The 26,059-nt window shown below is 68.5% G+C and carries 26 protein-coding genes and 1 tRNA gene; 9 read left to right on the forward strand and 18 right to left on the reverse strand.

Annotated elements, in window-relative coordinates:
- Positions 1-15 precede the first annotated feature (15 nt).
- From ACFVWG_RS09570 to ACFVWG_RS09580, 3 genes are all read right to left on the reverse strand, one after another.
- Complete coding sequence (locus tag ACFVWG_RS09570) at positions 16-681, reverse strand: SGNH/GDSL hydrolase family protein (protein ID WP_391542747.1); 666 nt, start codon at positions 679-681, stop codon at positions 16-18.
- Entirely contained in the window at positions 678-2,147 is a 1,470-nt protein-coding gene (locus tag ACFVWG_RS09575; protein ID WP_391542748.1) for an FAD-dependent oxidoreductase, read from the reverse strand. The genes ACFVWG_RS09570 and ACFVWG_RS09575 overlap by 4 nt, the downstream gene beginning before the upstream one ends.
- A 498-nt stretch (positions 2,148-2,645) precedes the next feature.
- Complete coding sequence (locus ACFVWG_RS09580) at positions 2,646-3,011, reverse strand: YciI family protein (RefSeq protein WP_391542749.1); 366 nt, start codon at positions 3,009-3,011, stop codon at positions 2,646-2,648.
- Between the two features lie 205 nt (positions 3,012-3,216).
- Between ACFVWG_RS09580 and ACFVWG_RS09585 the strand changes: the two genes are divergently transcribed.
- The 3 genes from ACFVWG_RS09585 (at position 3,217) to ACFVWG_RS09595 (ending at position 6,523) form a co-directional block, all read left to right on the forward strand.
- Entirely contained in the window at positions 3,217-3,822 is a 606-nt protein-coding gene (locus tag ACFVWG_RS09585; RefSeq protein ID WP_391542750.1) for an NAD(P)-dependent oxidoreductase, read from the forward strand.
- Positions 3,823-3,905: 83 nt separating this feature from the next.
- A complete protein-coding gene (locus tag ACFVWG_RS09590) occupies positions 3,906-5,069 on the forward strand; it encodes an alpha/beta hydrolase family protein (protein WP_391542752.1) in 1,164 nt (387 codons plus the stop codon).
- A gap of 164 nt (positions 5,070-5,233) precedes the next feature.
- Entirely contained in the window at positions 5,234-6,523 is a 1,290-nt protein-coding gene (locus ACFVWG_RS09595; RefSeq protein ID WP_391542753.1) for an MFS transporter, read from the forward strand.
- 27 nt (positions 6,524-6,550) lie between these two features.
- Here the strand turns inward: ACFVWG_RS09595 and ACFVWG_RS09600 are convergent.
- The 6 genes from ACFVWG_RS09600 to ACFVWG_RS09625 all read right to left on the reverse strand — a co-directional run bounded on the left by ACFVWG_RS09600 (position 6,551) and on the right by ACFVWG_RS09625 (position 9,158).
- Positions 6,551-6,623: transfer RNA gene (locus ACFVWG_RS09600), tRNA-Ala, on the reverse strand.
- 495 nt (positions 6,624-7,118) lie between these two features.
- Positions 7,119-7,769, reverse strand: a complete 651-nt coding sequence (locus ACFVWG_RS09605) for a histidine phosphatase family protein (RefSeq protein WP_391542754.1) — start codon at positions 7,767-7,769, stop codon at positions 7,119-7,121.
- Positions 7,766-8,152, reverse strand: coding sequence for a ribosome silencing factor (rsfS, locus tag ACFVWG_RS09610; RefSeq protein ID WP_391542755.1), 387 nt, complete (start codon positions 8,150-8,152; stop codon positions 7,766-7,768). Before rsfS ends, ACFVWG_RS09605 begins: the two co-directional genes overlap by 4 nt.
- A 28-nt stretch (positions 8,153-8,180) precedes the next feature.
- Positions 8,181-8,792, reverse strand: a complete 612-nt coding sequence (gene nadD, locus ACFVWG_RS09615) for a nicotinate-nucleotide adenylyltransferase (RefSeq protein ID WP_391542756.1) — start codon at positions 8,790-8,792, stop codon at positions 8,181-8,183.
- Position 8,793: 1 nt separating this feature from the next.
- Positions 8,794-8,949 carry a hypothetical protein gene (locus ACFVWG_RS09620; protein ID WP_391542757.1) on the reverse strand — a complete coding sequence of 52 codons (156 nt, stop codon included), beginning with the start codon at positions 8,947-8,949 and terminating at the stop codon, positions 8,794-8,796.
- A gap of 80 nt (positions 8,950-9,029) precedes the next feature.
- Positions 9,030-9,158: a hypothetical protein gene (locus tag ACFVWG_RS09625; protein ID WP_391542758.1), complete on the reverse strand. Its 129-nt coding sequence runs from the start codon at positions 9,156-9,158 to the stop codon at positions 9,030-9,032.
- Positions 9,159-9,306: 148 nt separating this feature from the next.
- Here ACFVWG_RS09625 and ACFVWG_RS09630 point away from each other — a divergent pair, with 148 nt between their 5' ends.
- Together ACFVWG_RS09630 and ACFVWG_RS09635 are read left to right on the forward strand one after the other, a co-directional pair.
- On the forward strand, positions 9,307-9,765 hold the full coding sequence (locus ACFVWG_RS09630; RefSeq protein WP_391542759.1) for an Lrp/AsnC family transcriptional regulator: 459 nt from the start codon (positions 9,307-9,309) through the stop codon (positions 9,763-9,765).
- The gene (locus tag ACFVWG_RS09635) at positions 9,762-10,430 is read left to right on the forward strand and encodes a 4'-phosphopantetheinyl transferase family protein (RefSeq protein WP_391542760.1); all 669 of its coding nucleotides are present in this window, start codon (positions 9,762-9,764) and stop codon (positions 10,428-10,430) included. The genes ACFVWG_RS09630 and ACFVWG_RS09635 overlap by 4 nt, the downstream gene beginning before the upstream one ends.
- Here the strand turns inward: ACFVWG_RS09635 and ACFVWG_RS09640 are convergent.
- The 9 genes from ACFVWG_RS09640 to ACFVWG_RS09680 form a co-directional block, all read right to left on the reverse strand.
- Complete coding sequence (locus ACFVWG_RS09640) at positions 10,415-11,659, reverse strand: glutamate-5-semialdehyde dehydrogenase (protein WP_391542761.1); 1,245 nt, start codon at positions 11,657-11,659, stop codon at positions 10,415-10,417. The two genes, ACFVWG_RS09635 and ACFVWG_RS09640, sit on opposite strands and share 16 nt — an antisense overlap.
- Before the next feature lie 22 nt (positions 11,660-11,681).
- Positions 11,682-12,794: a glutamate 5-kinase gene (gene proB / locus ACFVWG_RS09645; RefSeq protein WP_391542762.1), complete on the reverse strand. Its 1,113-nt coding sequence runs from the start codon at positions 12,792-12,794 to the stop codon at positions 11,682-11,684.
- Between the two features lie 6 nt (positions 12,795-12,800).
- Positions 12,801-14,384, reverse strand: coding sequence for a GTPase ObgE (gene obgE, locus ACFVWG_RS09650; protein WP_391542763.1), 1,584 nt, complete (start codon positions 14,382-14,384; stop codon positions 12,801-12,803).
- Positions 14,385-14,508: 124 nt separating this feature from the next.
- Positions 14,509-14,769, reverse strand: coding sequence for a 50S ribosomal protein L27 (rpmA, locus tag ACFVWG_RS09655; RefSeq protein ID WP_131349792.1), 261 nt, complete (start codon positions 14,767-14,769; stop codon positions 14,509-14,511).
- 12 nt (positions 14,770-14,781) lie between these two features.
- Positions 14,782-15,096: a 50S ribosomal protein L21 gene (rplU, locus tag ACFVWG_RS09660; protein ID WP_355465582.1), complete on the reverse strand. Its 315-nt coding sequence runs from the start codon at positions 15,094-15,096 to the stop codon at positions 14,782-14,784.
- 178 nt (positions 15,097-15,274) lie between these two features.
- Positions 15,275-18,691: an Rne/Rng family ribonuclease gene (locus ACFVWG_RS09665; protein ID WP_391542765.1), complete on the reverse strand. Its 3,417-nt coding sequence runs from the start codon at positions 18,689-18,691 to the stop codon at positions 15,275-15,277.
- Positions 18,692-18,837: 146 nt separating this feature from the next.
- Entirely contained in the window at positions 18,838-19,665 is an 828-nt protein-coding gene (locus ACFVWG_RS09670; RefSeq protein ID WP_391542766.1) for a TIGR03936 family radical SAM-associated protein, read from the reverse strand.
- 171 nt (positions 19,666-19,836) lie between these two features.
- Positions 19,837-20,337, reverse strand: a complete 501-nt coding sequence (locus ACFVWG_RS09675) for a DUF1772 domain-containing protein (RefSeq protein WP_391542767.1) — start codon at positions 20,335-20,337, stop codon at positions 19,837-19,839.
- A 108-nt stretch (positions 20,338-20,445) separates the two neighbouring features.
- Positions 20,446-22,707, reverse strand: coding sequence for a M64 family metallopeptidase (locus ACFVWG_RS09680; RefSeq protein ID WP_391542768.1), 2,262 nt, complete (start codon positions 22,705-22,707; stop codon positions 20,446-20,448).
- A gap of 89 nt (positions 22,708-22,796) precedes the next feature.
- Between ACFVWG_RS09680 and ACFVWG_RS09685 the strand changes: the two genes are divergently transcribed.
- The 4 genes from ACFVWG_RS09685 (at position 22,797) to ACFVWG_RS09700 (ending at position 26,058) form a co-directional block, all read left to right on the forward strand.
- Entirely contained in the window at positions 22,797-23,291 is a 495-nt protein-coding gene (locus tag ACFVWG_RS09685; protein WP_391542769.1) for a hypothetical protein, read from the forward strand.
- Positions 23,292-23,352: 61 nt separating this feature from the next.
- Positions 23,353-24,156, forward strand: a complete 804-nt coding sequence (locus tag ACFVWG_RS09690) for a lysophospholipid acyltransferase family protein (protein WP_391542770.1) — start codon at positions 23,353-23,355, stop codon at positions 24,154-24,156.
- Between the two features lie 38 nt (positions 24,157-24,194).
- Positions 24,195-25,073 (forward strand): prephenate dehydratase, encoded by an 879-nt coding sequence (locus tag ACFVWG_RS09695; protein WP_391542771.1) that lies wholly within the window; start codon positions 24,195-24,197, stop codon positions 25,071-25,073.
- A 97-nt stretch (positions 25,074-25,170) separates the two neighbouring features.
- Positions 25,171-26,058: an aminoglycoside phosphotransferase family protein gene (locus ACFVWG_RS09700; RefSeq protein ID WP_391542772.1), complete on the forward strand. Its 888-nt coding sequence runs from the start codon at positions 25,171-25,173 to the stop codon at positions 26,056-26,058.
- Position 26,059: the final 1 nt, after the last annotated feature.

The raw sequence follows: 26,059 nt of genomic DNA on the forward strand, positions 1-26,059 counted from the left end.
TACTCGACTGGATTCTCAGTCGACCAGGCGGAGCCAGGCCTCGGTCAGGGCGGCGTGACCGGCCGAAGTCGGGTGGACCGCGTCGTCGGCCCAGTGCTCGGCGTCGGCCTTGGTGCTGAGGTCGGCGAACATCCGGTCGGCCTCGAGCAGGTGAGCGCCGTACTCGCGGGCCAGGTCGTGCACGACCTCGATCGCCGGGTCGAGGTCAGCGCGCCACTGCTTGCGGATCTCCTCGTCGAAGCGCAGGTCCTCGTGCTCGATGACGCCGCTGATCGGCAGCAGGAACGGTTCGATCAGGATGAGCTCGGTTTTGGTACCTGTCAGGGGTTCAAGGAGGCGTCGGTAGCCGATCCGGTACTCGTCGGGCGAGAAGGGGTGGCCGTTCACAGGATCGAACGTGTGCCAAGCGACGTCGTTCATGCCGACCAGGATCGACAGGACGTCCGGCTTCGCGTCCAGTACGTCGGCCTGCCAACGGGCTTCGAGATCCTGAACCTTGTCACCCCGCCAGCCGGTGTTCAGCCAGGTGACCGGGCGGTCCGGGTGCCGGAAGCCCCATTCGCCCGCGACCCGAGTCGGGTAGCCGGAACCGAGGCCGTCCGGGCTCTCCACCCGGAACCAGTCAGTGATCGAGTCACCGGTGAACATCACCGTGCTGCCGGACTTCAGGGTGATCGTCATGCGAAACACCTCTTGGCCGCCTGCTCGAATGCGTTCCTGTCTGCGTCGCCCGCCCAGCCGACGATTCCGTCCGGCCTGACCAGCACGGCTTCGAATCCGAGGTCGTTGCGGGCTGGGCCGGCGGCGTACCGGAAGTGTTCGCCCAGCTGAATGCCGTCCAGGGCGCCGGTGAAGTCGAGGAGGACGCCGCGGCCGCCGTCCATCAGATCGGCGAGGCGGGTGCCGTCCTCGAGGCGGAACTCGGGCGCGGTCCGGCCAACCAGCAGGCACTCGTTCCCGAGGTCGTACCGGTTCAGCATCCCGGAGATCTTTCCGTAGATGTACGCCGTTCCGTCCGCTGTCTCGAGCAGGTCGCGCATGACCGCTTGCAGAGCCTGACCGTGGGGGCCGGGCTGCATGGTGGTCACCTGCGCGCGGGTCCAGTCAGTGACCCACTCGCCGATCGGGTGCCGCTCGGTCGTGTAGGTGTCGAGCAACCCGTCGGCGGCATTGCCCTGGATGGTCGCGGCGAGCTTCCAGCCGAGGTTCAGCGCGTCACCGATCCCGGTGTTCAGGCCTTGCCCACCCAGCGGCGAGTGGATGTGCGCGGCGTCGCCGGCCAACAGCACACGGCCCTGCCGGTATGCCGTCGCCTGCATGGCGCGATCCGTATACGTGGACGTGTGCCCGACCTTGGCCAGCGTCACATCCGTGCCCGAGATTCGGCGCAGCACCTCCTGCAGATGCTCCAGCGCCGGCACCTGGCTCCGGTCGTACGCACCACCGTCGAAATCCATCATGCCGATGTGGCCGTCCATGCGCATCGTCAGGTACAAGCCGTTCGGGGTCAGGTTGAACCCGGACTTGAGCTTGCCCGGATCGGCGAGCTCAGCCTGCATGACGTAGCCCGTGAACATCGGCTCCGTGCCCACGAACTCGAAGCCCGCCAACCGCCGTACCGCGCTCCGGCCGCCATCGGTACCGACCACCCACTGAGCCGCGTACTCGTCATCACCCGCCTGTACGACGACATGATCGTCGTACTGCGTCAGGCCGGTCACCGCTGCGCCGCGCCGGATCTCCACGCCGTACTTGACCGCGCGCTCGGCGAGGACCCCCTCGACGTGATCGAGGCTCGTCATCATCGCCTCCGGCGCCGGGCTCGGCAGGCGGTACGGCAGCGACTCCACCTTCAGCCTGGCCGGGTCGATCATCATGCCGGCGAAGTGCCCGACCCCCTGCGGCTCGGACGGCTGGTCCACGTCCGGGACCTCGTCGAGACCGAGCAGGTCCCCCAGCAACCCGCGACGGTAAAACGCCGCGAGCGACGCGGCCATCAACCCGCGCATCCCGAGCGGCTCCACCCGGTACGTCGACCCCGGCTCAGCCTCGCGCTCGATCACCACCACCGAAACACCCTGCAATCCCAGCTCACACGCCAGGAACAAACCGACCGGGCCGGCACCGACTATCGCTACGTCATACATGAGATTCTCCCTGTCCTCGTCGTACAGGAAGAGCCTCGTCGCACCCCCTGGCAACGGACGGGCGCTGCGCTGGCACGCGGCTGTCACAGCCTGTCGAGCCACGCCACCTTTGCCCGCGTCGCCTGCGGCTCAGGCCACGAGGTTCAGGGCACGAGGTTGAGGAGGAGGGCAATGTGCTGAGGGATTGCCATCACAATCCGCCGGCTCCGGACACACCCATGACACGCCCACCCCTAGCCGCATCGCGGGGGCGCGCACACCTCGCGGGGGCTGTGAACAGGTCATACCTTGTCCACACCCACCACTTCTTGTTCACGCCCCCAGGGCCTTGGTCCGACCGCCCCAGGAGTTGCCCACCCAGCTAGGGGGCTGCCCCTTGAGCTAGGGGGTTGCCCCCTGGAGATGTCAGCGGGCAACCCCCCAATTGAGGGGATATCCCTCGGGCAGGGGGGTTCGGGCGGCCGCATCGCGATCGCAGGGGCGAGTGCCTGAGCGGGTTCAGAGCTCGTCGTCGTGCATGAACATGCGGACGTCTTGGGGGCAGCGGCAGGCTTTGGCGACCTTGGCCGCCCACTGGAGAGCCTCGTCGCGGGTCGGTACCTCGACAACGAAGACGCCGCCGATGAGTTCCTTGCTCTCCGGGTAGGGGCCGTCGGTGATCAGGCCGTCGGTGTCGACGACGGCGGGGTTGGCGGCGAGAAGCTCGTCCTCGGTGCTGTAGTGGATCCCGCCGGTGAAGATCAGCACGCCGGCCTCCTTGGCCTCGCGGCAGACCGCGTGCGCGTCCTCGCCCACCTGGGGGAAGTCCTCGGCGGGGATGTGATCCATCGCGCCGCGGTCGAACGAGATCAGGTACTTCGCCATCTCATCACTCCACTCCGGCGACCACCCGCGGGCCGCCTCTCAACCAGGCAACGAACGCCGGCCACCGAATCCGACAGGTCGTTCCAGATTTTCCTCGACCCTAGCGGCGGCGCGTGTGAAGCAGCCGACATACTCCTCGCGACTGCCGGTCATCACCGACGTCGTACACTGTTCGTTGGACGAACGCTGTTCGATGGAGGTTGAGATGAGCAAGATCCTGATTCTGGGCGCCAACGGCCGTACCGGCCGCATACTGGTCTCCGAGGCAATCGCCGCGGGCCACGAGGTGACCGCAGCCATGCGCACGCCGCAGGCGTTGCCGGGTGTCGAGGTCGTCACCGCCGACCTGCGAGATCCCACCTCGATCGAGACTGCGGCCAAGGGTCAGGACGTCGTGATCTCCGCGATCGGACCCTCCGGTCGCAAAGCCTCCGGCCTGTACTCCGACGCCGCGCGAACCCTGGTCTCCGCCCTCACCAACACCCGCGTGATCGCCATCACCTCAGCCGGCGTTCGCCATGATGACCCCAACTTCAAGCGCGTCTACCGCCTGCTGGCCGGCACCTTGATGAAGGAGGCGTACGACGACATGCGCCTGATGGAATCGACCATCCGCGCGAGCTCGCTCGACTGGACCTTCGTCCGCCCCTCGCGCCTCCAGGACGAGCCCGCCACCGGCACCTACCGAGTCGAAGACAACCAAACCCCGTTGGGCGGTTGGCACGTGACGCGCGCCGACGTGGCCCGTTTCATCATCGAAGAGATCAGCGCCGGCAACTGGTCCCGCCGCCGCCCGACCCTGGCCCAGTGAGGTTGCCGCTTCCGGGAATCCCCGCCGCAGGGACTTGAACTGGTTATCTATAGTACTAGGTAACTAGAGGAATGGGGTTTCTGATGGTTCGTACCGTCTTCTTCACGGTGATGGCACTGACGCTCGCACTGGTCACGCCGTCCGCGTCGGCGGCGCCCGCGCTGTCGCTGGCGAAACCAACCGGCTCGCGGCCGGTGGGTACCACGTCCCTGTACCTCAAGGACACCTCGCGGCCCGATCCATGGGTCGCGACGGTGCCCTATCGCGAACTGATGGTGTCGCTGTTCTACCCCACGTTCTCGGCGCGGGGACCGAAGAAGCAGTTCATGACCGAGGCGGAAGCGACCGCCCTGTTCGACGAAGCCGGGATCACCGGCATCCCGCCGGCAGTGATGACGACCGTCCGTACCGACGCCGTCGTCGACGCGCGGCCCGCCGGTCGCCGGCTGCCACTGGTCGTGCTGTCCCCCGGGTTCAAACGACCACGGGCCGAGCTGACGTCACTGGCCGAGGACCTGGCCAGCCACGGGATGGCGGTCGTCCTGATCGACCACACCTACGAGAACGTGGCGACGACGTTCCCCGACGGGCGCGTCACCGGATGTGTTGCCTGCGGCAACAATGACGACACGTTCTGGAAGAAGCTGCAGCGCGAGCGGGCGAAGGACGTCTCGTTCGTGCTGGACTCGCTGACCCGCTCGAAGTGGGCATCGCTGATCGACCCCGCACGGATCGGGATGGCCGGCCACTCCGTCGGCGGCGCCGCCGCGCTCGGCTCGATGGTGAACGACCCGCGCATCAAGGCCGGCATCGACATCGACGGCACCACGGACCTCCCCCTGCTCGCGCCCGGGCTCGACCGGCCGTTCCTGTTCCTTGGGCGGGCGAACACCTACGCCCCCGGCACCGGCCTCGAATCCGCTACGTGGCAACGGGATTGGGAGCAGTTGAAAGGTTGGAAGCGCTGGCTCGTCCTGGCTGGCCTGGAGCACCCGTCGTTCACCGACATCGGCCTGGTCGGCGAGCAGCTCGGCCTCGACTTCGGCGCGACGACTCCGGCGGTGCGCGCACAGGCCATCACCGCGGCCTACGTCCGGGCATTCTTCGACCAGCACCTACGCGGTGCCGCCCAGCCCTTGCTCGACCAGCCGTCACCTCACTACCCGGAGATCGGCTTCGCCATGACATCAACGCCCTACTCGCCCGGGACCACCTCTCGCACCATGACGCAGTTGCCCATCCCTTGAGCCGGCCGTAGCTAAAGCCCTCGCTGAATGCGTCGCGCACCGCCGGGTCGACGCATCGCTCGTCATGCGTTCCGGCCCGGAGGAAGCATCCGGTACGGCGAACCCGTCGAGCAGACCGGTGATGTTGTCGGCCCCGAGCGCTCGGCGCATGTTTACTGGGACCGGTGAAGGCCCAGTGGCGTGTCTTGGTCGATCACCGGGACTTCCGGCGGTTGTTCGGTGGCGACTCGATCTCCCTGCTGGGATCAAGCGTCACAACCGTTGCATTGCCCTTGACCGCAGTCCTGGTCCTCGGCGCTTCGCCAGTACAGATGGGTTTGCTGGGTGCAGCATCCTTCTTGCCGCACCTCGTCTTAGGCCTGCCGGCCGGTGTATGGGTAGATCAACTGTCATACCGTCGAGTCATCGTCGGTGCTGATCTGTTGGCGGCCGTCGCGCTGACAGCAGTGCCGATTCTGGCCGCGATGGAACTGCTGCAGATGTGGCACCTGTACTTCGTCGTGCTCATCACCGGGACCTGCAGCCTGTTCTCCGCGATCGCGGCTCAGTCGTTCGCGCCCCTGTTGGTCCGTCGACGCGAACTACTGGCAGCCAACAGCGCGCTCGCGCTCAGCAACTCCGTCGTAGCAACCAGCGGCAGCGCCCTCGGCGGCATCCTGGTCCAGCTCCTCACCGCCCCGCTGGCGATCGCGGTCGATGCTGCCTCGTTCCTACTGGCCGCCATCTCGAAGGCACGGATCACCGTCACTGGCCGATCGACTGCTGCCGGCCTGGCCAAAGAGCCAATATTCAAGGGCATCTGGAGCGGCCTGCGGGCAGCGCTCGAGCATCCCGCATTACGGGCGACCACGATCGCCGCCACTGTCGGCGCTTTGGCCGGTCAGATGCAGGTGGTGATCGTGGTGCTGTTCCTGGTCCGCGACCTCGGCTTGTCGGCCGGACTGGTCGGTCTGGTCATCGCGGCGGCCGGCTGCGCCGGAATCGCCGGCGCCACCATCGGCGTACCGATCACCAACCGGCTCGGCAACGGTCCCGCCTTCATCGTCGGTACGGCGATCTCAAGTCTTGCTGGCCTCGTAATGGCCGCCGCAAGCGGTCCGACGACACTGGTGCTCGCGCTTGTGATCATCGCGCAGCTCCTACGAGGCTGGGGCCCGACGCTGTGGGGGATCAACCAGCAGACCATCCGCCAGATCCTGATCGCACCAGAACTCCTCGCCCGAACGCAGGCCACCTGGCGCTTCCTCGTCCACGGCATGCAGCCGATCGGCGCCCTCCTCGGCGGCACCCTCGGCGCACTGATCGGCTTCCGCGCCACCCTGGTGATCAGCAGCCTCATCATGCTGACTAGCACCGCGCTCGCACTACTCAGCCCACTCCGAACGCTGCGCCAACTCCCGGGCACCGAGAAGGCCCCCACCAGTCCCTCCAACGAAACAGGTCAGGAGGCTTAAAGCCTTCCTGACCTGTGGTTCTTGCGGTGGAGCTTAGGGGATTCGAACCCCTGACCTCTTCCATGCCATGGAAGCGCGCTACCAACTGCGCCAAAGCCCCGCGGTGTCTTTGTTCCTTGCGACTCCGAAAGCTTAGCGGATGGGAGGCGGAGAAGAAAAATCGGATACCTGGCTGGGGGCGGTGAGGTAGATGACACGCTCCGCAGGGGTGTCGAGCTTGCGTTGGTGGCGTGGGAGTTGGTGCTGTACGGCGGTTTGTGGCGTGCCGACCGTTTGTGGGTGCTCCACGCAGAGTGAGATGGCGATCAGCGGGGACTTACTGTCACCTGGAGGCAGTAAGTCCCCGCAAAGCCCACTGCGACCAGGGACCGGCCTTGTACGGAGCCGCGGTGTGCACTGATCGACCGGGCAATGGGGAACGACGACCCAGGCTGTCGCCGGAGGGGTCTGGTGCGGCCCAGTCGTCCACCGCACGCCGGCGGTTGGCCCGCCGGGTGGCGGTGTGCAGGCGGCGGGCGCGGGCGTCGCCGGAGGCGACTGAAGGGGTGCGGCCGCGGAGCGGGGTCCGGGGGTGCCGCCGCGGAGTGGGTTCGGGTTAGCGCTGGGGGTCGTCGGACATTACTGGTTCGGGGAGGGAGCCGGCGTTCCACTCTTCGATGCGCCAGCGGTGGGTGCGGGTGCTGGGGAGGAGGGAGACCCAGTTGCAGTTGGAGAGACCGCCGAAGGCGGGCCAGTGGGCGTCGGGGATGCCTAGGAAGCGGCAGATGCCTACGCGGGCGGCCAGGCCGTGGGTGGCGATGACGGTGGTGTCGGCGGCGGTGCCTTGGACGGAGATGCGAGTGAGGGCTTCGGCGAAGCGGTCGGCTACTTCTTCGACGGTTTCGCCGGCGGTGCCGCGGCGCTGGGATTCGCCGGCTTTGATGCGGGCGGCGGCCTCGGGGTTCTGGGCGGCCAGTTCGGCCTGGGTGAGGCCGGCCCAGTCGTCGACGTCGATCTCGCGGAGGGCCTCGTCGTACTCGATCTTGAGGCCGGTCAGGACGGCCAGCTCGCCGGCGGTGGCGGCGGCGCGCTGGAGGTCGCTGGCGAACAGGCGGGTCGGGGCCAGAGTGGCCAGGCGGGCCGCCGCGGTGCGGGCCTGGGCGATGCCGACCTCGTCGAGGGGGATGTCGGCCTGGCCCTGGATCTTGTCCTGCAGGTTCCACTCGGTCCGGCCGTGGCGCCAGACGATCAGCCGCCCAGCGGTCATTCGGCCGTGCCCGCGCCGGGGACGGCGGACGGGAGCTTGATGATCGGGCAGTCGCGCCACAGCCGCTCGAGGGAGTAGAAGTTGCGCTCCTCGTCGTGCTGGACGTGGATCACGATCTCCAGGTAGTCGAGCAGCACCCAACGGCCTTCGCGGGCGCCCTCACGGCGTACCGGCTTGGCGTCGAAGTCGACCCGGAGCTTCTCCTCGACGGCGTCGACGATGGCGCGCACCTGGCGGTCGTTGGAGGCGGACGCGACCAGGAAGGCGTCGGTGATGGCGAGCTGCTCGGAGACGTCGAAGGCGAGGACGTTCTCGGCCTTCTTGTCATGGGCCGCCTCGGCGGCCGCGGTGAGCAGCTCGATGGCGCGTTCTGAGGCTGGCATAGCTGATCCTTTGAAAAAATTGCGGAGACTAACGGTTGGTGTAGAGCTCGCGCTTGGCGATGTACTGGACGATGCCGTCCGGGACGAGGTACCAGGTCGGGTTCCCCTTGGCGACCCGGGCGCGGCATTCGGTCGACGAGATCGCCAGCGCCGGGACCTCCAGCAAGGTGATCCGATCCATCGGCAGCTTGTCCAGGGGCAGCTCGAGACTTTCGGTCCCCGGCCGCGTACAGCCGACGAACTGCGCGAGTTTGAACATCTCGTCGACGTCGCGCCAGGTGAGGATCTGGGCCAGCGCGTCGGCACCGGTGATGAAGAACAGCTCCGCGTCCGGGTAGAGCGCGGACAGGTCGCGCAGCGTGTCGATCGTGTACGTCGGCCCCGGCCGGTCGATGTCGACCCGGCTGACCGAGAACCGCGGGTTCGAGGCGGTCGCGATGACCGTCATCAGGTACCGGTCCTCGGCCTCGGACACGTCGCGATCGAGCTTCTGCCAGGGCTGGCCGGTCGGGACGAAGATGACCTCGTCCAGATCGAAGTACGCCTGGACCTCGCTGGCGGCCACCAGGTGGCCGTGGTGGATCGGGTCGAACGTGCCACCCATCACGCCCAGCCGGCGGACCCGCTCGACGGCAGTCATATCAGCTGTGCGGCCGGCCCTTGCCCATGATCACCGTGACGAGCAGCAGCAGGGCGAAGACGACGAGGGTGAACCCGCCGTACCACCACGGCGAGATGTGTGAGGCCTCAACGGCCTCCTCGAGGGCCGCGAGCTGCGGCACGACAAGGTTCAGCATGGTCAGAGCCTATCTCGTGGCCGGACACAAGAGCGCGACCGGTGGCACTCGTGGCCATCCGGTCGCGCGGGAGGTCGGCGTCAGCTGTGGCGGATGTGACGGGTCAGCAGCCGGCGCCAGAGGGACGGGACGGCGGAAGCGCGCTGGTACTGCGCGGCGACACGGTGCATCTCGTCGATGTGGGCACGGGCGACATCGGGGGTGATCATGATTCCTTCACTGGGTTGTTGACAGGATCGGAGCGGACCGGCTCCGACACTTCAAATTGTACGACAATCAGTCAGTCCACACAAACGAATTGAAGGCAGATCAGGCCAAGTGCCTACGAATCTGCGGCAAACAGGAGGTTCATCCCGTATGGACGTGATCGATCGGCAGCTGATCGAGGCGCTGAGGCTGAACGGCCGCTCGAGCTGGGCGGAGCTCGGCCGGGTGGTCGGGCTGTCCGGCCCGAGCGTCCAGGAGCGGGTCCGGCGCCTGGAGGAGCGCGGCGTGCTGCTCGGCTACCGCGCGATCGTCGCGCCGAGCGAGGTCGGGCTCGGGACCAGCGCGCTGATCGGGCTGTTCCAGAAGGACGACGTGGAGACCGACGACATCGTCGACCAGGTCCGCGAGATCGCCGCGGTCGAGGACTGCTGGTTCGTCGCGGGCGACCAGGAGTTGGTGGTGAAGATCCGCGTCGCGGACGTCAGCCAACTGGAGGCCGTGGTCGGCTCCCTGCGCCGCGTGAACGGCGTCGTCAGGACCCGGACGACCGTCGTACTGTCGACCCGCTGGGAAGGCCGTCCGGCGCCGCTGCCGGAGCCACCGGCATGAACCAGGTCGAGGTGTGGTGGGCGGGGGTTGGGCAGGCGCGGGCTGAGTTCTTGGCGGACCTGAACGCGGTTGAGCGGGAGCGGCATGCGCGATATCGGCGGGAGGCGGACAAGGCGCGGTTCCTGCTGGGGGTGACGATGACGCGGCGGTTGGTGGGGGCCCGGATGTCGGTGGCGCCGGCTGACGTCGTACTGGATCGGGCGTGCCGGGACTGCGGGAAGCCGCATGGGAAGGTGCGGACCGAGGGGGTTGAGTTGTCGGTGTCGCACTCGGGTGAGTGGGTTGGATTGGCGATCGGTACGGCGCCGGTGGGGCTTGATGTGGAGCGGGTCGACTCCGCGCAGGATGTCGATGGGGTCGCAGGGATGAGTTTGGCGCCTGAGGAGCTGCAGGTGCTCAAGCAGTACGACGGGGCTGCGAAGGCGCGGGCGTTCACGCGGTACTGGACGCGCAAGGAGGCGCTGCTCAAGGCGACCGGGGACGGGATCGGGGCGGGGTTGTGGACCGTCGTGGTGAGCGCGCCAGATGAGCCGCCGGGCGTGGTGCGGTGGGACAGCGGACCTGCGCAGCTGAACGATCTGGAGATCGACGAGCACCACCTGGCGGCTCTGGCCATCCTCGCAGCCGAGCCGCCCTCAGTCGTGGTGGATCAGTTCCGGATCTGACCTTCGCCGGTGACGACGTACTTGGTGGACGTCATCTCCGGAAGGCCCATCGGGCCGCGGGCGTGCAGCTTCTGGGTGGAGATGCCGATCTCGGCGCCGAAGCCGAACTCGGCGCCGTCGGTGAAGCGGGTGCTCGCGTTGACCACGACCGCGGCCGAGTCGACGGCCTGGACGAAACGGCGGGCGGCGGCCTGGGAGCGGGTGATGATCGCGTCGGTGTGACCGGAGCTGTAGCGACGGATGTGCTGTACGGCGCTCTCCAGCGAATCGACCACCGCGGCCGACAGGTCGAGTGAGTTGTACTCGGTCCCGAAGTCCTCGTCCGTCGCTTCGACAATGTCCTTGCCTGCAGCAACGACTGTCGGATCACCGTGGACCGTCACCCCGGCGGAAGCCAACGCAGGAAGGGCAATCGCCAAAAACTCGTCAGCCACCGAGGCGTGCACCAGCAGAGACTCGGCCGCGTTGCACACGCTCGGCCGCTGCGTCTTCGAGTTCAGCAGGATCTCCAGCGCGAGGCCGAGGTCGGCGTCAGCATCGACGTACACATGGCAGTTGCCGACGCCGGTCTCGATCACCGGCACGGTCGACTCGCTGACCACAGTCTGGATCAGCCCGGCACCACCGCGCGGGATCAGTACGTCGACCAGCCCGCGCGCCTGCATGAGCTCCTTCACCGCGGCCCGGTCCGTCGGCACACCCTGTACGACGTCTGCCGGCAACCCGACCGAGGTCGCGGCCTCCCGCAGTACGTCGACGATCGCGACGTTGGAAGCAGCCGCGGACGACGAGCCGCGCAGCAGCACCGCGTTGCCCGACTTGAGGCAGATGCCAGCCGCGTCGGCCGTCACGTTCGGCCGGGCCTCGTAGATGATCCCGACGACGCCAAAGGGCACTCGCACCTGACGAAGCTCAAGACCGTTCGGCAGCGTGTAGCCGCGGACGACCTCGCCGACCGGATCGGTCAGCCCGGCCAACTGCTCCAGCCCGGCTGCCATCCCGTCGACCCGACCGGCGTCCAGCGCCAGCCGGTCGACCGTGGACTCCGGCGTACCGGCCTCGCGTGCCGCCGCGACGTCCTGAGCATTCGCTGCGACGATCGCGTCGGTGTTGGCGCGCAGCGCTGCCGCCATCGCGTGCAGTGCCGCATCCTTGGTCGCCCGTGAGGCTTCCGCCAACGCGTACGACGCTTCTCGCGCCCGCCGGGCCAGTTCGATGATCTCGCTCACGTGTTCATCCTAGATTCGACAGTCACAGCAGGACCAGGTCGTCGCGGTGGACGACTTCGCGTTCGTACGCCGCTCCGAGCTCGCGCGCCAGGTCGTGGGTCGAGCGACCCAGCAGCCCGGGCAACTCGGCCGCGTCGTAGTTGACCAGGCCGCGGGCGACGACGACGCCGGTCGGCGACACCAGGTCGACGGGGTCTCCCGCGGAGAAAGTGCCTTCGACGCCGATGATCCCGGCCGGCAGCAGCGACTTACGCCGTACCGTCACAGCTTGGACCGCACCTTCGTCCAACCGCAGGATGCCGACGCCCGAGGTGGCATGCGCGAGCCAGAGCATGCGGGTCTTCTGGCGACGGCCGGTGGGATGGAAGAGGGTGCCAACTCGCTTGCCCTGCAAGGCTTCTGCGACCAATGCGGCCGATGTCAGTACGACGGGAATCCCGGCCTCGGTGGCGATCGCGGCCGCCTCGACCTTGGTCTGCATGCCGCCGGTACCGACCCCGGAGGAACCGGTCTTGCCGATCGCGAGCGGCTCCAGATCGGCGGCACCCCGGACCTCGGTGACCATCGTCGTCCCGGGTTTGCGCGGATCACCGTCGTACAGGCCGTCGACGTCCGACAGCAGCAACAACAGATCCGCGTGCACGAGGTGGCTGGTCAACGCGGCCAGCCGATCGTTGTCGCCGAAGCGGATCTCGGTGGTGGCGACCGTGTCGTTCTCGTTGACGATCGGTACGACGCCCAGCTCCAGCAACCGGGCGAACGTCCGGAACGCGTTGCGGTAGTGGCTGCGCCGGGTCACGTCGTCGACCGTCAGCAGCACCTGGCCGACCCGCAGGTCGTGCGCACCGAAGGCGTCGCTGTACCGAGCCATCAGCTCGCCCTGACCCACCGACGCGGCCGCCTGCTGGGTGGCGAGGTCACGCGGTCGCGAACGCAGCCCCATCGGCGCCAGCCCGGCCGCGATCGCCCCGGAGGAGACGAGCACGACCTCGGTCCCCGTCGCCCGCCGCGCCGCGATGGCGTCGACGAGCGGCCGGAGCCGGTCCAGATCGATCCGGCCGCGCTGCGTCAGCGACGACGAGCCGACCTTCACGACGATTCGCGTGGCCTCGACGGCCTCCGCGCGTTGGTCCATCAGGTATCAACCGTTCTGGTCGAGTTCCTTCTGCAGAGCCAGTTCGCGTGCTTCCTTGCGCGCGAGCTTCTCCGCCTTCTCCGCTGCCCGCTTGGCCTCGGCCGGGGACAGGTCGACCTCGTCCTCGATCCAGCCGGCGCCGTACTCCGACAGGTCGGACTTGGCCTCGCCCGACCGGAGTGCGTGGTACTCCTCGTCCTTGGCCCGACGCCGGTCCAGCGCGGGCCGGTTCTCCTCAAGTCGCTGGTCCTCGCCACGGCGCGACAGCAGCTCGGCGCCGGCCTGGACCTCGGGAGCGAAGTCGAAGACGACCGCGTTCGGGCCGTCGCCGATGACGACCCCGTCGCCGGCCATCGCGCCGCGCTCCAGCAGCTCCTTCTCGACACCCAGCCGGTTCAGCCGGTCGGCGAGGTAGCCGACGGCCTCCGGGTTGGTGAAGTCGGTCTGCTTGACCCAGCGCTCGGGCTTGTCGCCCTGGATCAGCCAGCCGCCGTCCTCCGGCAGCTTCTTCACCTTGAACTCGGATCCACCCTGGGCCTGCGGCCGGATGATGATCCGGGTGTTGTCGGGCTTCTCCTGCTCCGCGCGCTGCTTGACCACGATCTCGGCCATCGCGAATTTCAGGGCCTCCAGGCCCTCGTGCGAAGCGGTCGAGATCGGGAACACCCGCAGCCCGCGCTGCTCCAGCTCGGCCTGCACCATCTCGGCGATCTCGCGCGCGTCCGGTACGTCGATCTTGTTCAGGGCAACGAGTCGCGGCCGGTCCTCGAGCCCGCCGTGTGCCTTCAGCTCGGCCTCGATCGTGTCGAGGTCGCTGAGCGGGTCACGGCCAGGCTCGTAGGTCGCGCAGTCGATGACGTGCACGAGCGCCGCACACCGCTCCACGTGCCGCAGGAAGTCGTGCCCGAGCCCGCGACCCTCGCTCGCACCCTCGATCAGACCCGGTACGTCGGCCGTGGTGAAGGTGGTCTCACCGGCGACGACGACACCGAGGTTCGGGATCAGGGTGGTGAAGGGGTAGTCGGCGATCTTCGGCCGCGCGCGGCTGATCGACGCGACCAGCGACGACTTGCCCGCGCTCGGGAAGCCGACCAGACCGATGTCGGCAACAACCTTGAGCTCGAGGACGAGGTGGCGCTCTTCGCCTTCCTCACCAAGCAGAGCGAAGCCGGGCGCCTTGCGGGCGCTGCTGGCCAGCGCCGCGTTGCCCAGACCGCCCTTGCCGCCACGGGCCGCGACGAACTCGGCACCAGGGCCAACGAGGTCGGCGAGGATCTCGCCGTCCGCCGTGCTGATCAGCGTGCCGTCAGGGACCGGCAAGATGATGCTCTCGCCGTTGCTGCCGGCCTGGTGGTCACCCTTGCCCTGGGCACCATTCGTGCCGCTGCGGTGGCTGGAGCGGTGGTAGTCGACGAGGGTGGTGGTGTCCGGGTCGACGCGCAGGATCACGCTGCCGCCGTCACCGCCGTTGCCGCCGTCAGGACCGCCGAGGGGCCGGAACTTCTCCCGGTGCACCGAGGCACATCCGTGTCCGCCGCGGCCCGCGGTGACGTGCACCGTCACGCGGTCGACAAAGCTGGGGATCGCCATCGGTGGTTCTCAACTTCCTGTAGGTAGTGCCTAACACAGACTGCGCTTAACACAGCAAAAGGACGGGTTCGCGGTATTCCGCGACCCGCCCTTTGCAGAGCTACTGAACGTCCGGGTGGCGGTGTTACTCCGCCGGGGCCGGGACGATGTTGACGACGCGACGCCCGCGACGGGTGCCGAACTCCACCTTGCCCTCGGCCAGCGCGAACAGCGTGTCGTCGCCGCCGCGGCCAACCAGGTTGCCCGGGTGGAAGTGCGTGCCGCGCTGCCGGACGATGATCTCGCCGGCGTTGACCAGCTGGCCGCCGAACCGCTTCACGCCGAGGCGCTGCGCGTTGGAGTCACGACCGTTGCGGGTCGAGGCCGCTCCCTTTTTGTGTGCCATGAGTTAATCAGCTCACTTCTTCGCGTCGATCGCGGTGACCTTGACCTGGGTGTAGTGCTGACGGTGCCCCTGGCGCTTGCGGTAACCGGTCTTGTTCTTGTACTTCAGGATGTGGATCTTGGGTCCCTTGGTGCGGCCGAGAACCTCAGCCGACACGGCAACCTTGGCCAGCGCCGCTGCATCGGTCGTCACGGTGTCGCCATCGACGACCAGGACCGCCGGCAGCGCGACGGTGTCGCCCACCGCGTCCGTCAGGCTGTCGATCTCGATGACATCGCCGACGGCGACCTTCTGCTGGGTGCCGCCACTGCGCACGATCGCGTACACCGTGGATCTCACTCTCTGCTGGATCGGAAGTTCTGTACAAAGTGCGCTGGTCCGCTACCGGCCGCAAAGCCTCAGTAACACACTCACAACACACAGTTCTTGCTACACACAAATCGGCGCGCCTCGGGCGCACCGAATGACCAGGATACTACGCGAGCGCAGTATCCCGGAAATCGGGCTAATGACCGGCCGACACGAGCTCCACCGGCGTCTCCGCCGCCTCGTTGGCCGCCTTGCCACGGCCCCGGCTGCTGCGCCGGCGTCGCGTGCTCTTGGTGCCGTTCTGACCGGCCTCCGCAGACTCAGCATCAGCCGGTACGTCGGCCGACGGGAAGCCGGTGGCCTCCGGGCTGACCGCTTCGTCCGCCTGGGCGGAGACCGGGTAGCCGGTGGGTTCCGGCGTACCGTTCGAGGCTGCCTCGTCGGCGTCCTTCTTGGCCGAGGCCGCGGCGATCTGAGCCAGGCGCTGAGCGGCGTCCGCGTGGTGCTGTGCGGTCTCCGCCTCGGTGCCCTCCTCGTCGGAGCGGCCCTTGCCCCGGCGGCGACGGGAGCTCTTGCGGCCCGTCTCCTCCGCCTGCGCGGCCGGCTTGGCCTGGTCGGGACCGTTGCCGTTCCCGTTGCTGCCGGCGCCGTTGCTGGCGGCGTTGTTGCCACCAGCGGCATTGCGGCCACCGTCGCGGCGACGGGACTCCTTGGGCTCGTCGTGCAGGATCAGGCCGCGGCCACCGCAGTGGTCGCAGTTCTCGCTGAACGCCTCGAGCAGGCCGGTACCGATCCGCTTGCGGGTCATCTGGACCAGGCCGAGCGAGGTGACCTCGGCCACCTGGTGCTTGGTCCGGTCCCGGCCCAGGCACTCGACCAGGCGACGCAGCACCAGGTCGCGGTTCGACTCCAGCACCATGTCGATGAAGTCGATCACGATGATGCCGCCGATGTCGCGCAACCGGAGCTGGCGGACGATCTCCTCGGCCGCCTCCAGGTTGTTCTTGGTGACGGTCTCCTCGAGGTTTCCGCCGGAGCCGGTGAACTTGCCGGTGTTGACGTCGACGACGGTCATCGCCTCGGTGCGGTCGATGACCAGCGAACCACCCGACGGCAGCCAGACCTTGCGGTCCAGTGCCTTCTTGATCTGCTCGTCGATCCGGAAGTTGGCGAACACGTCACCGGAGTTGGCGGCGTTCCACTGCTCGACCCGGTCGGCCAGGTGCGGCGCAACCCCCGCGACGTACTCCTTGACCTGCTCGTAGGCGTCGTCGCCGGAGATGACCAGCTTGGCGAAGTCCTCGGTGAACAGGTCGCGCACGACCCGGATGAGCAGGTCGGGCTCGCCGTGCAGCAGCGCGGGCGCCTGGCCGGACTTCGACTTCTTGTCGATCTCCGTCCAGTACGACTGCAGCCGGCTGACATCCGATGTCAGCTCCTCCTCGGACGCACCCTCGGCCGCGGTCCGGACGATGACGCCGGCCTCGTCGGGAATGATGTCCTTGAGGATCGTCTTCAGGCGGTTCCGCTCGGTGTCCGGCAGCTTGCGGCTGATGCCGCCGTTGCCGCCGCGCGGGACGTAGACGACGTACCGGCCGGGCAGGCTGATCTGGTTCGTGAGCCGGGCGCCCTTGTGACCGATCGGGTCCTTGGTCACCTGGACCAGGACCGCCTGACCGGATTTCAGCACCTGCTCGATCTTGCGCGGGCCGTTGGAGCCACCGAGGGTGGCCCAGTCGACCTCACCGGCGTACAGGACCGCGTTGCGGCCCTTGCCGATGTCGATGAACGCCGCCTCCATGCTGGGCAGCACGTTCTGCACGCGACCGAGGTACACGTTGCCGATCAGCGAGCTCTGGTCCGCGGTCGTCACGTAGTGCTCGACCAGGACGTTGTCCTCGGAGACCGCGATCTGGGTCAGGTCCTCGCGGGACCGGATCACCATCGTCCGCTCGACCGACTCGCGGCGGGCCAGGAACTCGGCCTCGGTCACGATCGGCGCGCGGCGGCGACCGGCGGCGCGACCCTCACGGCGGCGCTGCTTCTTCGCCTCCAGCCGGGTCGAGCCCTCGATCGCGGTGACCTCGTTGGCCGTGTTCTTGCTGCGCGGCTCGCGGACCCGGACGACAATCTCGTCGGGGTCGTCGGCCGCGCCACTGCCCTCTTCGCCCTTGCGGCGACGGCGACGCCGGCGGCGACGCGACGAGCTGCCGCCGTCCTCACCGTCATCGGCAGAGCCGTCCTGCTCGTCGTCGGCGGAGGCTTCCGCGTCGTCGGAGTCCTGGTCGGCGCTCTCGTCCTGCTCGTCGGAGCTGTCCTCGGCGTCACCGGTCTTGCGGCGGCGACGGCCGCCCCGGCGGCGACGGCGGCGACGGGTGCCCTCGGCGGACTCGTCGTCGTCACCGTCTTCAGCCTGTACGTCGTCCGCCTGGTCGTCCGCGGCCTCGTCAGCCTCGGTCTCGTCCTCTTCGTCGTCCTCGAGCTCTTCGACGATCGGCTCGACAACCTCTTCGCGGGCCTCGGCATCGCGGCCGCGACGGCTCCGGCGGCGACGTGACGTCGTCGGCTGCTCGTCCTCAGCCGGCTCGGCGATCGGCGCGGTCTCCTGCGCGGCCTCGACGGTCGGCTCGGCCTGGGCGGTCTTGGCGCCCCGACGGCTCCGCGAGCTACGCGTGGCCGGAGCGGGCTCGGTCGCCTCGACCGGGCTGGTGGCTGCGGCCTCGGCCGGAGCGGTGCTCGGCACGGTCGGCGCCTGGAACAGCACGGCGGCAGCAGCCGGCGCCCGGCGACGGGACCGGCGCGTGCCGGTGCTGGTCTCCTCGGCGGCCGGTGCATCCGCCTCAGCGGACGTCGCGTCGACCGTCGGGAAGAGCGGAGTTGCCTCAGGTACGTCTGCGGCGGGCTGGGCGCCGCGGCGGCGCGAGGTGCGCTTGGTGGCGGTCTGGCCGGAGTCGGCGGTGGCGCCGGCCGAGCCCGCGGTGGCTCCCGAGCTGGCGGTCGCGGCAGGGGCGTCGGAGCTGCTCACGACGCGGGAGGTGCCGGTGAAGGTGGTCGGGCGGCGCGGGGCGGGCGCGGCCTCGGGGGTCGCGACCTCGGCGGCCGGCTCGGCGCCGCGGCGGGAGCGGGTACGACGGGCCGGAGCCTGCTCCGCGTCGGCGACGGGACCGTCGGTGAGCGGGGAATCGGTCGCGACCAGGGTGGCGGGTGCCTTCTTGGTGGTGCGCTTGCGCGCGGTCGTCTTCTTCGCCGGGGCCGGGGTCTCGGTGACCGGGCCGGCGTCGACGACAGAGGTCTCGACCGGCCCAGCGGCCTTCTTCGCGGCGCGCTTGACCGGGGCGGCGGCCTTCTTGGCCGGCGCCTTCTTCGCGGCAGCCTTCTTGGCGACGGCCTTCTTCGCGGTCCGGGGGGCCGGGTCGGCAGCGACGTCGTCGGACTGCGTCGGGACCTCCGCGGCGCCCGTCTTGGCGACGCGCTTGCGGGGGGCGGCGGTCTTCTTGACCGTCGTCTTCTTCGCCACGGTCTTCTTGGCGGCCGTCTTCCTGGCCGTCGATCGACTCGTGGACTGGGCGGTGGCAGTCTCGGCTGCCTCGGTGGTCGGCTCGTTGTCGAGCATGTGGTGCGGTCTCCTCAAGCCCGGCGGCGCACCCTGCGACCCCTGTCACGGGTCCGGTCGCTGCTGCCTGGCGGTCACGGTTCGCCGCTCCTGCACAACCTGGTGCCGGGGCGACGGAAGCCTGCGGGGGTCCGCTCCACCCGGGCTCAGGGCACAGAGGGAGCGGCGGCGTCGCCCTCCGCTGTATGCGTCTGGTGGGGACCTGCCTGGCCGGTCGCGGTCGCCTGGTTGGCGTCGCGGTCTCGAGCGAGCGGGTCGTCCACTGTGCCGGTTGCCGCGAGGTGCGGGCCCTGGGCGAGCCTGGTCAGAAGAGCCGGGCCCGTCACCGGGAGCGTCGCTACTTCGAGCAAGCCGGCGAGAACGTCGTCGGGTCTCACGGCCGGGGTTCCGTGCCGTAACACCACTTGCAGTATCGCACACGTCTCAACCGACGCCGGTTCACTCCCGACGGTGAGTCGGAGAACGGCATCTCGACAGTCGAACGAGCGAAGCCCCCGCTTGGTCATGCGCTCGACCATGATTTCGGTCCGGGCGAGGAACGCCTCCACCGCCGCGGCCGCCGGTTCCGCATCCACGCCGGGCAGTGCGATCAGCCACTCACTGGCCTCCAACTGGTCGGCCAGTGAGCCTGGACCGGCGACGACCACCTCGAGGACGTCCAGCCCGGGTGGCAGCGCCTCGTCCAGCGCCTCCCGGACCTGTTCAGGGTCGCGCTCGTGTGTGAGCGAGATCTCCAAGTACTCCGCTTCCGAGGCTGCTCCGGTCGGCGCGGCCCCGGCGTACGAGATCTTCGGGTGCGGGCTGAAACCGTGCGAGAAGGCCACCGGGAGCTCCGCGCGCCGGACGGCGCGCTCGAACGCCCGCTGGAAGTCGCGGTGTGAGGTGAATCGCAGCCGCCCGCGCTTGGCGAACCGGATCCGCAGTTTCTGGACGGCCGGGAGCTGCGACGACGGCGGAGCTTGAACTGGTGCCACCCCCTCAGTCTGTCAGCAATCCGCCGAACACCAGACACCCCGCAGGCCGGTTCGGGGAGGATCCCGCGCCGATTCGGGGGGTGGTTCCTCCCCAGATCACTGTTCAGGACAGGCAAACTCTCCCCAAACCGGTTTGGGGAGAGTTACGGATGCGGCCGGGGGACCTGAAGATCAGGGTTGGGCGGCGGATTTGCCGGTGAGGTAGAGGGCCCAGCCGAGGAGGCCGAAGGCGAGCAGGTCGAGGACGGTGCGGATGGTGTTGAAGGTGGTCCAGCGGGCCGCGTCGAAGGCGGCCCGGGCGGCGGCGACGTCGATCGTGTTCGGGTCACCGGCCGCCTTGAGGGCATCGTTGAGCGGGACGTTGACCGCGACCGTGACGATCATCGTGATCAGGTAGAGCACGAAGGCGACCGCGATCCACGGCAGCGCCTTCTCCTTGAGGCTGAGCAGCCCGGCGAGTCCCGTCAGCAGCAGCGTCCCGACGAAGCCGATCCCGAGGAAGACCGGGTTGACGATCGCCCGGTCGGCCGCCTGGAACGCCCCGACGAACGTCTTGTCGTCGACCTTCGCCAGCCCGGGCATGAAGGCCGTCCCGTACGCCCAGTAGACCCCCGCCATCAGGCCCGTCGTGATCGTGGCCGCCATCAGCGCCGCCACCCGCAGTCCGTTCATGTCACTCCTCCCAGTCCGGCGGGGCGTCGTCCCCGCCGTACTGAAGAAGTTATGGGAGCAGCCCTGTCACCGACATGTCGGGAAAACTCACCCTCATGTCTGGTTGGCTCAGAGCTGGGCGCACTGCCCGGATCGCGGTCCGGCGACCTGGTTCGGGGCCTCCAGGTTGGTGGGAGTGACCGCGTTGCCGGAGCAGGACAGTGGGCCGTTGATCGTGTTCCCGGCCAAGGCGACCGGCTCGGTGGTGGTCGCCGTACCGATCGAGACCGGACCGCTGATCGTGCTGCCGATCAGGACCGCGCTGCGGGTGATTCCGGCGAACGAGACCGGGCCGCTCACCGTGGTCCGGAGCAGCTGAATGTCGGCTGCCTTGGCGGCGTTGACCGGGCCGGAGATGCGGGAATCCGTCGCGACGAGCGAGGCGCCGGCGGAGACCTGGATCGGGCCGTTGACGGTTGCCCCAGACAAGCAGGTCACGCCGGATCGCAAGACCAGTGGTCCATTCCGGGTCCCGGTGATCGTCGTCGTACAGGTCGGGGCCGGGCGCAACAACGTGACCGCGAACCGGCGCGGGGTACCGATGTTGCCGGAGGCATCGATCGCGCGGTACTCGACCTGGTGCCGGCCGTAGCCGGGCGGTACGTCGTCCCACGGGACCACTCGCGGTACGCCGAGCTTGCCGTAGACGAGCTGGTCGATCGCCGTCCCTTCCGCGGTGAACTTGTACGGCGCGGACGCGTCCGTCGGCCAGCCGAAGTAGTTGAACCACCCGTCCCCGTCAACGCGGAACTCCGGTACGACGTACCCGGTGCTGTCGTCGGTCGCAGCCAGCTTCATCGTGAACGCGTCGTTGTAGATGTACTCCGGGCCGGCCGGCTTCTGGACGGTCAGGAGCGGCTTGGACATCGTCGAGGTGACGGTCGGCTCGACGCCGTCGACCTGCCAGGTCAGGGTCTGCGAGCCGACCGTCGCGCTCAGCGTGTGACGGCCGGTCAATTGCAGCGGCGCGAGGTCGAAGTCGCGGTCGTTGCCGGGGTTGTCGGCCGCTTGGCCGTCCAGCTTCCAGCCGATCGCCGGCTGATCGGTCTCCGACTGCGTCGTCTCGGCGTACACGACCTCGTCCGCGCTGACCGGGTGGTCGGTGGCGGTCGATCCGGTGAACGCGACCGGGGTCGTCGTGGGCTTGGCGCTCAGGGTGGTGTTGACCGTCCAGGTCCGGGACGCGGTCGGCCGTACGGCGGGATCGCGGATGAAGTCGGTCGGGTCGACCACCTTCGCAGTGAGCGTGTGAACGCCGGGTGCGAGGCCGAGGGTAGCGAGGTCCACCGCCCGCCGGTTGGCGGTCGGGAGGGTTCGGCCGTCGAGGGTCCAGGAGACGTCGAGCTCATGACTGCTCGGGTGCAGGGTCTGCAGCCAGACGACCTGGTCCGCGGCCACCTGGCCGGTCGGCGTACTCGCCTGGAAGAGGTTGACGCGGGACGAGATCCGCTGCGTCATCCGCTCCCGGGAGATCTGGTCGAAGGAGTACCCGAGGGTCTTCATCATCGAGTGCCGACTCGGCCGCCAGACCCCCGAACCGGCGTACATGCCGCCCTCGTAGCGCCCGATCGGGCCGCCGGATTCGGACGGCTCCCCCAGCCAGCGGAACCACTTCTGCTGCTGATCCCGCATCTGCTGTTCGGTGAGCAGCGTGTGGTGGATCGACGACGGCTCAGTGCCCTCGTACGGCGCTCCTCGGTCGCCGCGGGCGTAGTAGTCGTACTCGTCCTGGAGCCCGCCGAGGGAGTGGCCGAGCTCGTGCGGGGTGATCAGGGCGGACAACGCGTTGCCGCCGGAGGCTGTCGCGTAGGTTCCGCCGGCACCGCCGTACGTGTCGCTGTTGCCGATGGCAAGGATCTGCCGGTTGCCCGAAGTCGTGCCCGGGACGAGGTCGGCGTACTGGATCGCGGCAGTGGAGCTGACGGTCAGCAGGCGCTGGACGCTGCTCGGGTTGCAGCCGCCCCAGAAGCCCATCTGGAGCGGGGTGTCGACCTTCGGTGACGTGAGGTTCGGATCGCAGTCGACGCCACTCTGCGGTGAGGCGATCTCGACGGCGTACACGTTGATGTAGTTGCGGTACGACTTGAAGGGCTCGATGCTCCAGAGCACGTTCAGGTGCTTGTCGACCTGCTCCCGGAACTTCGGCAGCTCGGCCGCGGTGTAGCCGTCGCCCATCACGACCAGGTTGAAGCGGGACGCGGTCGGCCCGGTCACCTGGATCGGGACGACCTTGGCGTCGGGGACCGCCTCCTCGGCTTGCGCCGTCGTACCGGTGCCGATCAGGGCCGCGGCGAGTACTGCGACAACCGCTGTCAATCGCGTGATCCTCACGGCAGCAGCTTACGAACGCGGGCCGGAGCGTGTCAGGCGCTGCCGCGTGGCGAGCCGGGGTGGCCCTGCAGCGGTCCTAATTTGTATCCATGACCAATCCAGTTGAAGACCCGACGGCGGCCGAGCGGGAGCGCGTGATGCAGCCGGTGATCCGGTTGGTGATGATCTATCTCGGGCTGAGCATCCTGATCGCGATCCTGGTCACGGTCTTCCACCAGAGCGTCCTGGACTACCAGTTCCTGCACGCCGCGAACCACGACTCCCCCGATCCCGCCGTCCGGGACACCGTTCGGGCGAGTCTGTCGTGGTCGCTGTGGTCCCGGCCGATCTCGGCGCTGATCATCCTGCTGGTCTACCTGCGGATCATCAAAGGACTGCGGAACGGGAAGCGATCGTCGTACCGGCGGATCCGGATCGTGGCGATCGTCGTGACCGTCCTGAACGTCTACTACATCGTCTCCGGCCAGAATCCGGTCTGGATGAGCATCGGCCAGGGACTTCAGATCGTTGTGCTGATCGCCACGTTCGTCCTCGCCACCCGCCCGCACGTCAAGGCACATTTCACCCCCGCACCGAAGGACTGACCCCACACCCCGGCCCGATGCGGCATCATGAGGGCTCGGGGAACGTGAGGAGAGGACATCGATGACGGAACCGGCGCAGTCGCCACGGCCCGAACGCAGGGTGGATCCGGTGGTGGACGCGGCGGCGGACGGAGACGGCCGGGGCATCTACTGGGTGCTCAAGAACGTCGTGGTCGGTCCGCCGGTCAAGCGGCTCTTCCGGCCGATCGTGGAGGGCGCCGAGAACGTTCCGGCCGAGGGTGCGGCGATCATCGCCAGCAACCACCTCTCGTACGCCGACTGGATCTTCATGCCGCTGGTACTGCGGCGGCGGGTGACCTTCGTCGCGAAGTCCGACTACTTCACCGGGGCCGGGCTCAAGGGCCGGTTCCAGCGTGGCTTCTTCAAGGGCACCGGCCAGGTGCCGATCGACCGGTCGGGCGGATCGGCGTCCGAGGGTGCGATGCGGGCCGGGATGAAGGTGCTCGAGCGGGGTGACCTGTTCGGGATCTACCCCGAAGGCACGCGCTCGCACGACGGCCGGCTGTACAAGGGCCGGACCGGCGTGGCCCGGCTGGCGCTCGAGGCGAAGGTGCCGGTGATCCCGTGCGGGGTGATCGGGACCGACGTGGTCGCACCGCCCGGCAAGGTGGTGGCGTCGTTCGCGTCGCCGACGGTCAAGTTCGGTGAGCCGCTGGACTTCTCGCGGTACGAAGGGATGGAGTCGGACCGGCTCATCCTGCGCGCCGTGACCGACGAGATCATGTACAAGATCATGGAACTGTCGGGCCAGGAGTACCTCGACATGTACGCCACCAAGGCCAAGGCACTCGAGGGCCGGGCGACCACCGGAGCTCCGAAGAAGGTCCGTAAGTCGGACACCTGATCCGCTGGTTGAGATGGTACGGGGCTACTCTGGTGCTCGTGGACGGACCGATCGCGTACCAGGGTGAGCCCGGAGCCAACTCGGCGATGGCGTGCACCGACATGTTTCCGGAGCGCGACCAACTGCCCTGTACGACGTTCGAGGACGCCCTCGAGGCGGTGAGCAGTGGTCGCGCCGGGCTGGCGATGATCCCGATCGACAACTCGATCGCGGGGCGGGTGGCGGACATCCACCACCTGCTGCCGGAGTCCGGGCTGCACATCATCGGCGAGTACTTCCTGCCGATCCACTTCCAGCTGATGGCTGTCCCCGGTACGACGATCGACCAGATCCGGACCGTGCGGAGCCACGTGCACGCACTCGGCCAGTGCCGGAAGATCATCCGTGAACACGGCTGGTCGACTGTCGTCGCCGATGACACCGCCGGTGCTGCTCGTGAGGTCTCCGAGCTCGCCGATCCTTCCGTGGCAGCGCTGTCCCCGAAGGCCGCGGCCGGTCTCTACGGGCTGGAGACACTGGCCGAGGACGTCGAAGACGCCCACCACAACACCACCCGATTCCTCGTGCTCGCCCGCGAACCCGTCGTACCGGCGGTGGGCTCCGGGCCGACCGTCACCAGCTTCGTCTACCGCGTCCGGAACGTCTCGGCCGCGCTCTACAAGGCCCTCGGCGGCTTCGCGACCAACAGCGTCAACATGACGAAACTGGAGTCGTACCAACTGGGCGGCACCTTCTTCGCCACCCAGTTCTACGCCGACATCGAAGGCCACCCGGAAGACCCGAACGTGGCTCTGGCCATGGAAGAACTGGCCTTCTTCTCCGTCGAGGTCCGCCTCCTGGGCGTCTACCCCGCCCACCCGTTCCGCGCCCAGATCGCCGAACCCGCCGCCAACCGAGCCCTCCGCCCCCATCACTGACCAACCCTCTCGACGCCTGAAAGTCGATTGACCCCCAGCGGCGTCGGTGTGAGGCTCGCTGACTATGTCGAGCGTCGCGAAACTGCACGATGACGAAGTGGAGATCGACGCATCCCTGGTGGCGCGCCTTCTCACCGAGCAGTTCCCGCAATGGGCGGGTGCGCCGATCGAGGTCGTCGCTTCGTCGGGCACGGATCACGTGGCCTTCCGGGTCGGCACCGACCTGGTGGCACGACTCCCCCGGACCGAGCGGATGCAGGGTCAGACCGAGAAGGACCTCATCTGGCTCCCTCGCCTGGCACCACACCTGCCGCTCGCGATCCCCGAGCCGCTGGCGCTCGGCGTACCGGGTGCTGGTTATCCCTGCACCTGGGGCGTCTATCGCTGGCGCGATGGTGAGACCTTCGACCTCCACCGGCTGACCGATCCGTCGGCCGCCGCCCGCCAGCTCGCCGAGTTCATCCAGCGTCTGCAGGCCATCGACATCACCGACGCACCGCGACCGCCGGCCGGTGACCCCTTCAGCCGCGGTACGCCGTTGGCTCCGCGTGACGAGCTCTTTCGCGAAGCCCTCGACCAGCTCGGCGACGAACTCGACACCAAGCGCGTCCTGGCCGCCTGGGAAGACTCCCTCGCCGCCGACACGTACACCGGACCGCCTGTCTGGATGCACGGCGATCTGATGCCCGGCAACGTACTCGTTGCCGATGGCAACCTCTCGGCCGTGATCGACTTCGGCACCGCCAGAGTGGCCGACCCCGCTGCCGACCTGCTGGCCGCCTGGTGGCTCTTCGAGGGCGACTCCCGTCAGGCCTTCCGCGACGCCCTGAATGTCGACCGCACTACCTGGACCCGAGCCCGCGGCTGGGCCATGTCACTGGTCATCATCGCCATCCCCTACTACCGAAACCGCCGCCCCAACCCCACCCCCGGCGAGCACCCCTTCATCACCGAACTCCTCACCGAATTCGAAGCGGAGCGCTGAG

Origin of the sequence: Kribbella sp. NPDC058245 (assembly GCF_042882005.1) — a bacterium.
Lineage (GTDB): Bacteria > Actinomycetota > Actinomycetes > Propionibacteriales > Kribbellaceae > Kribbella.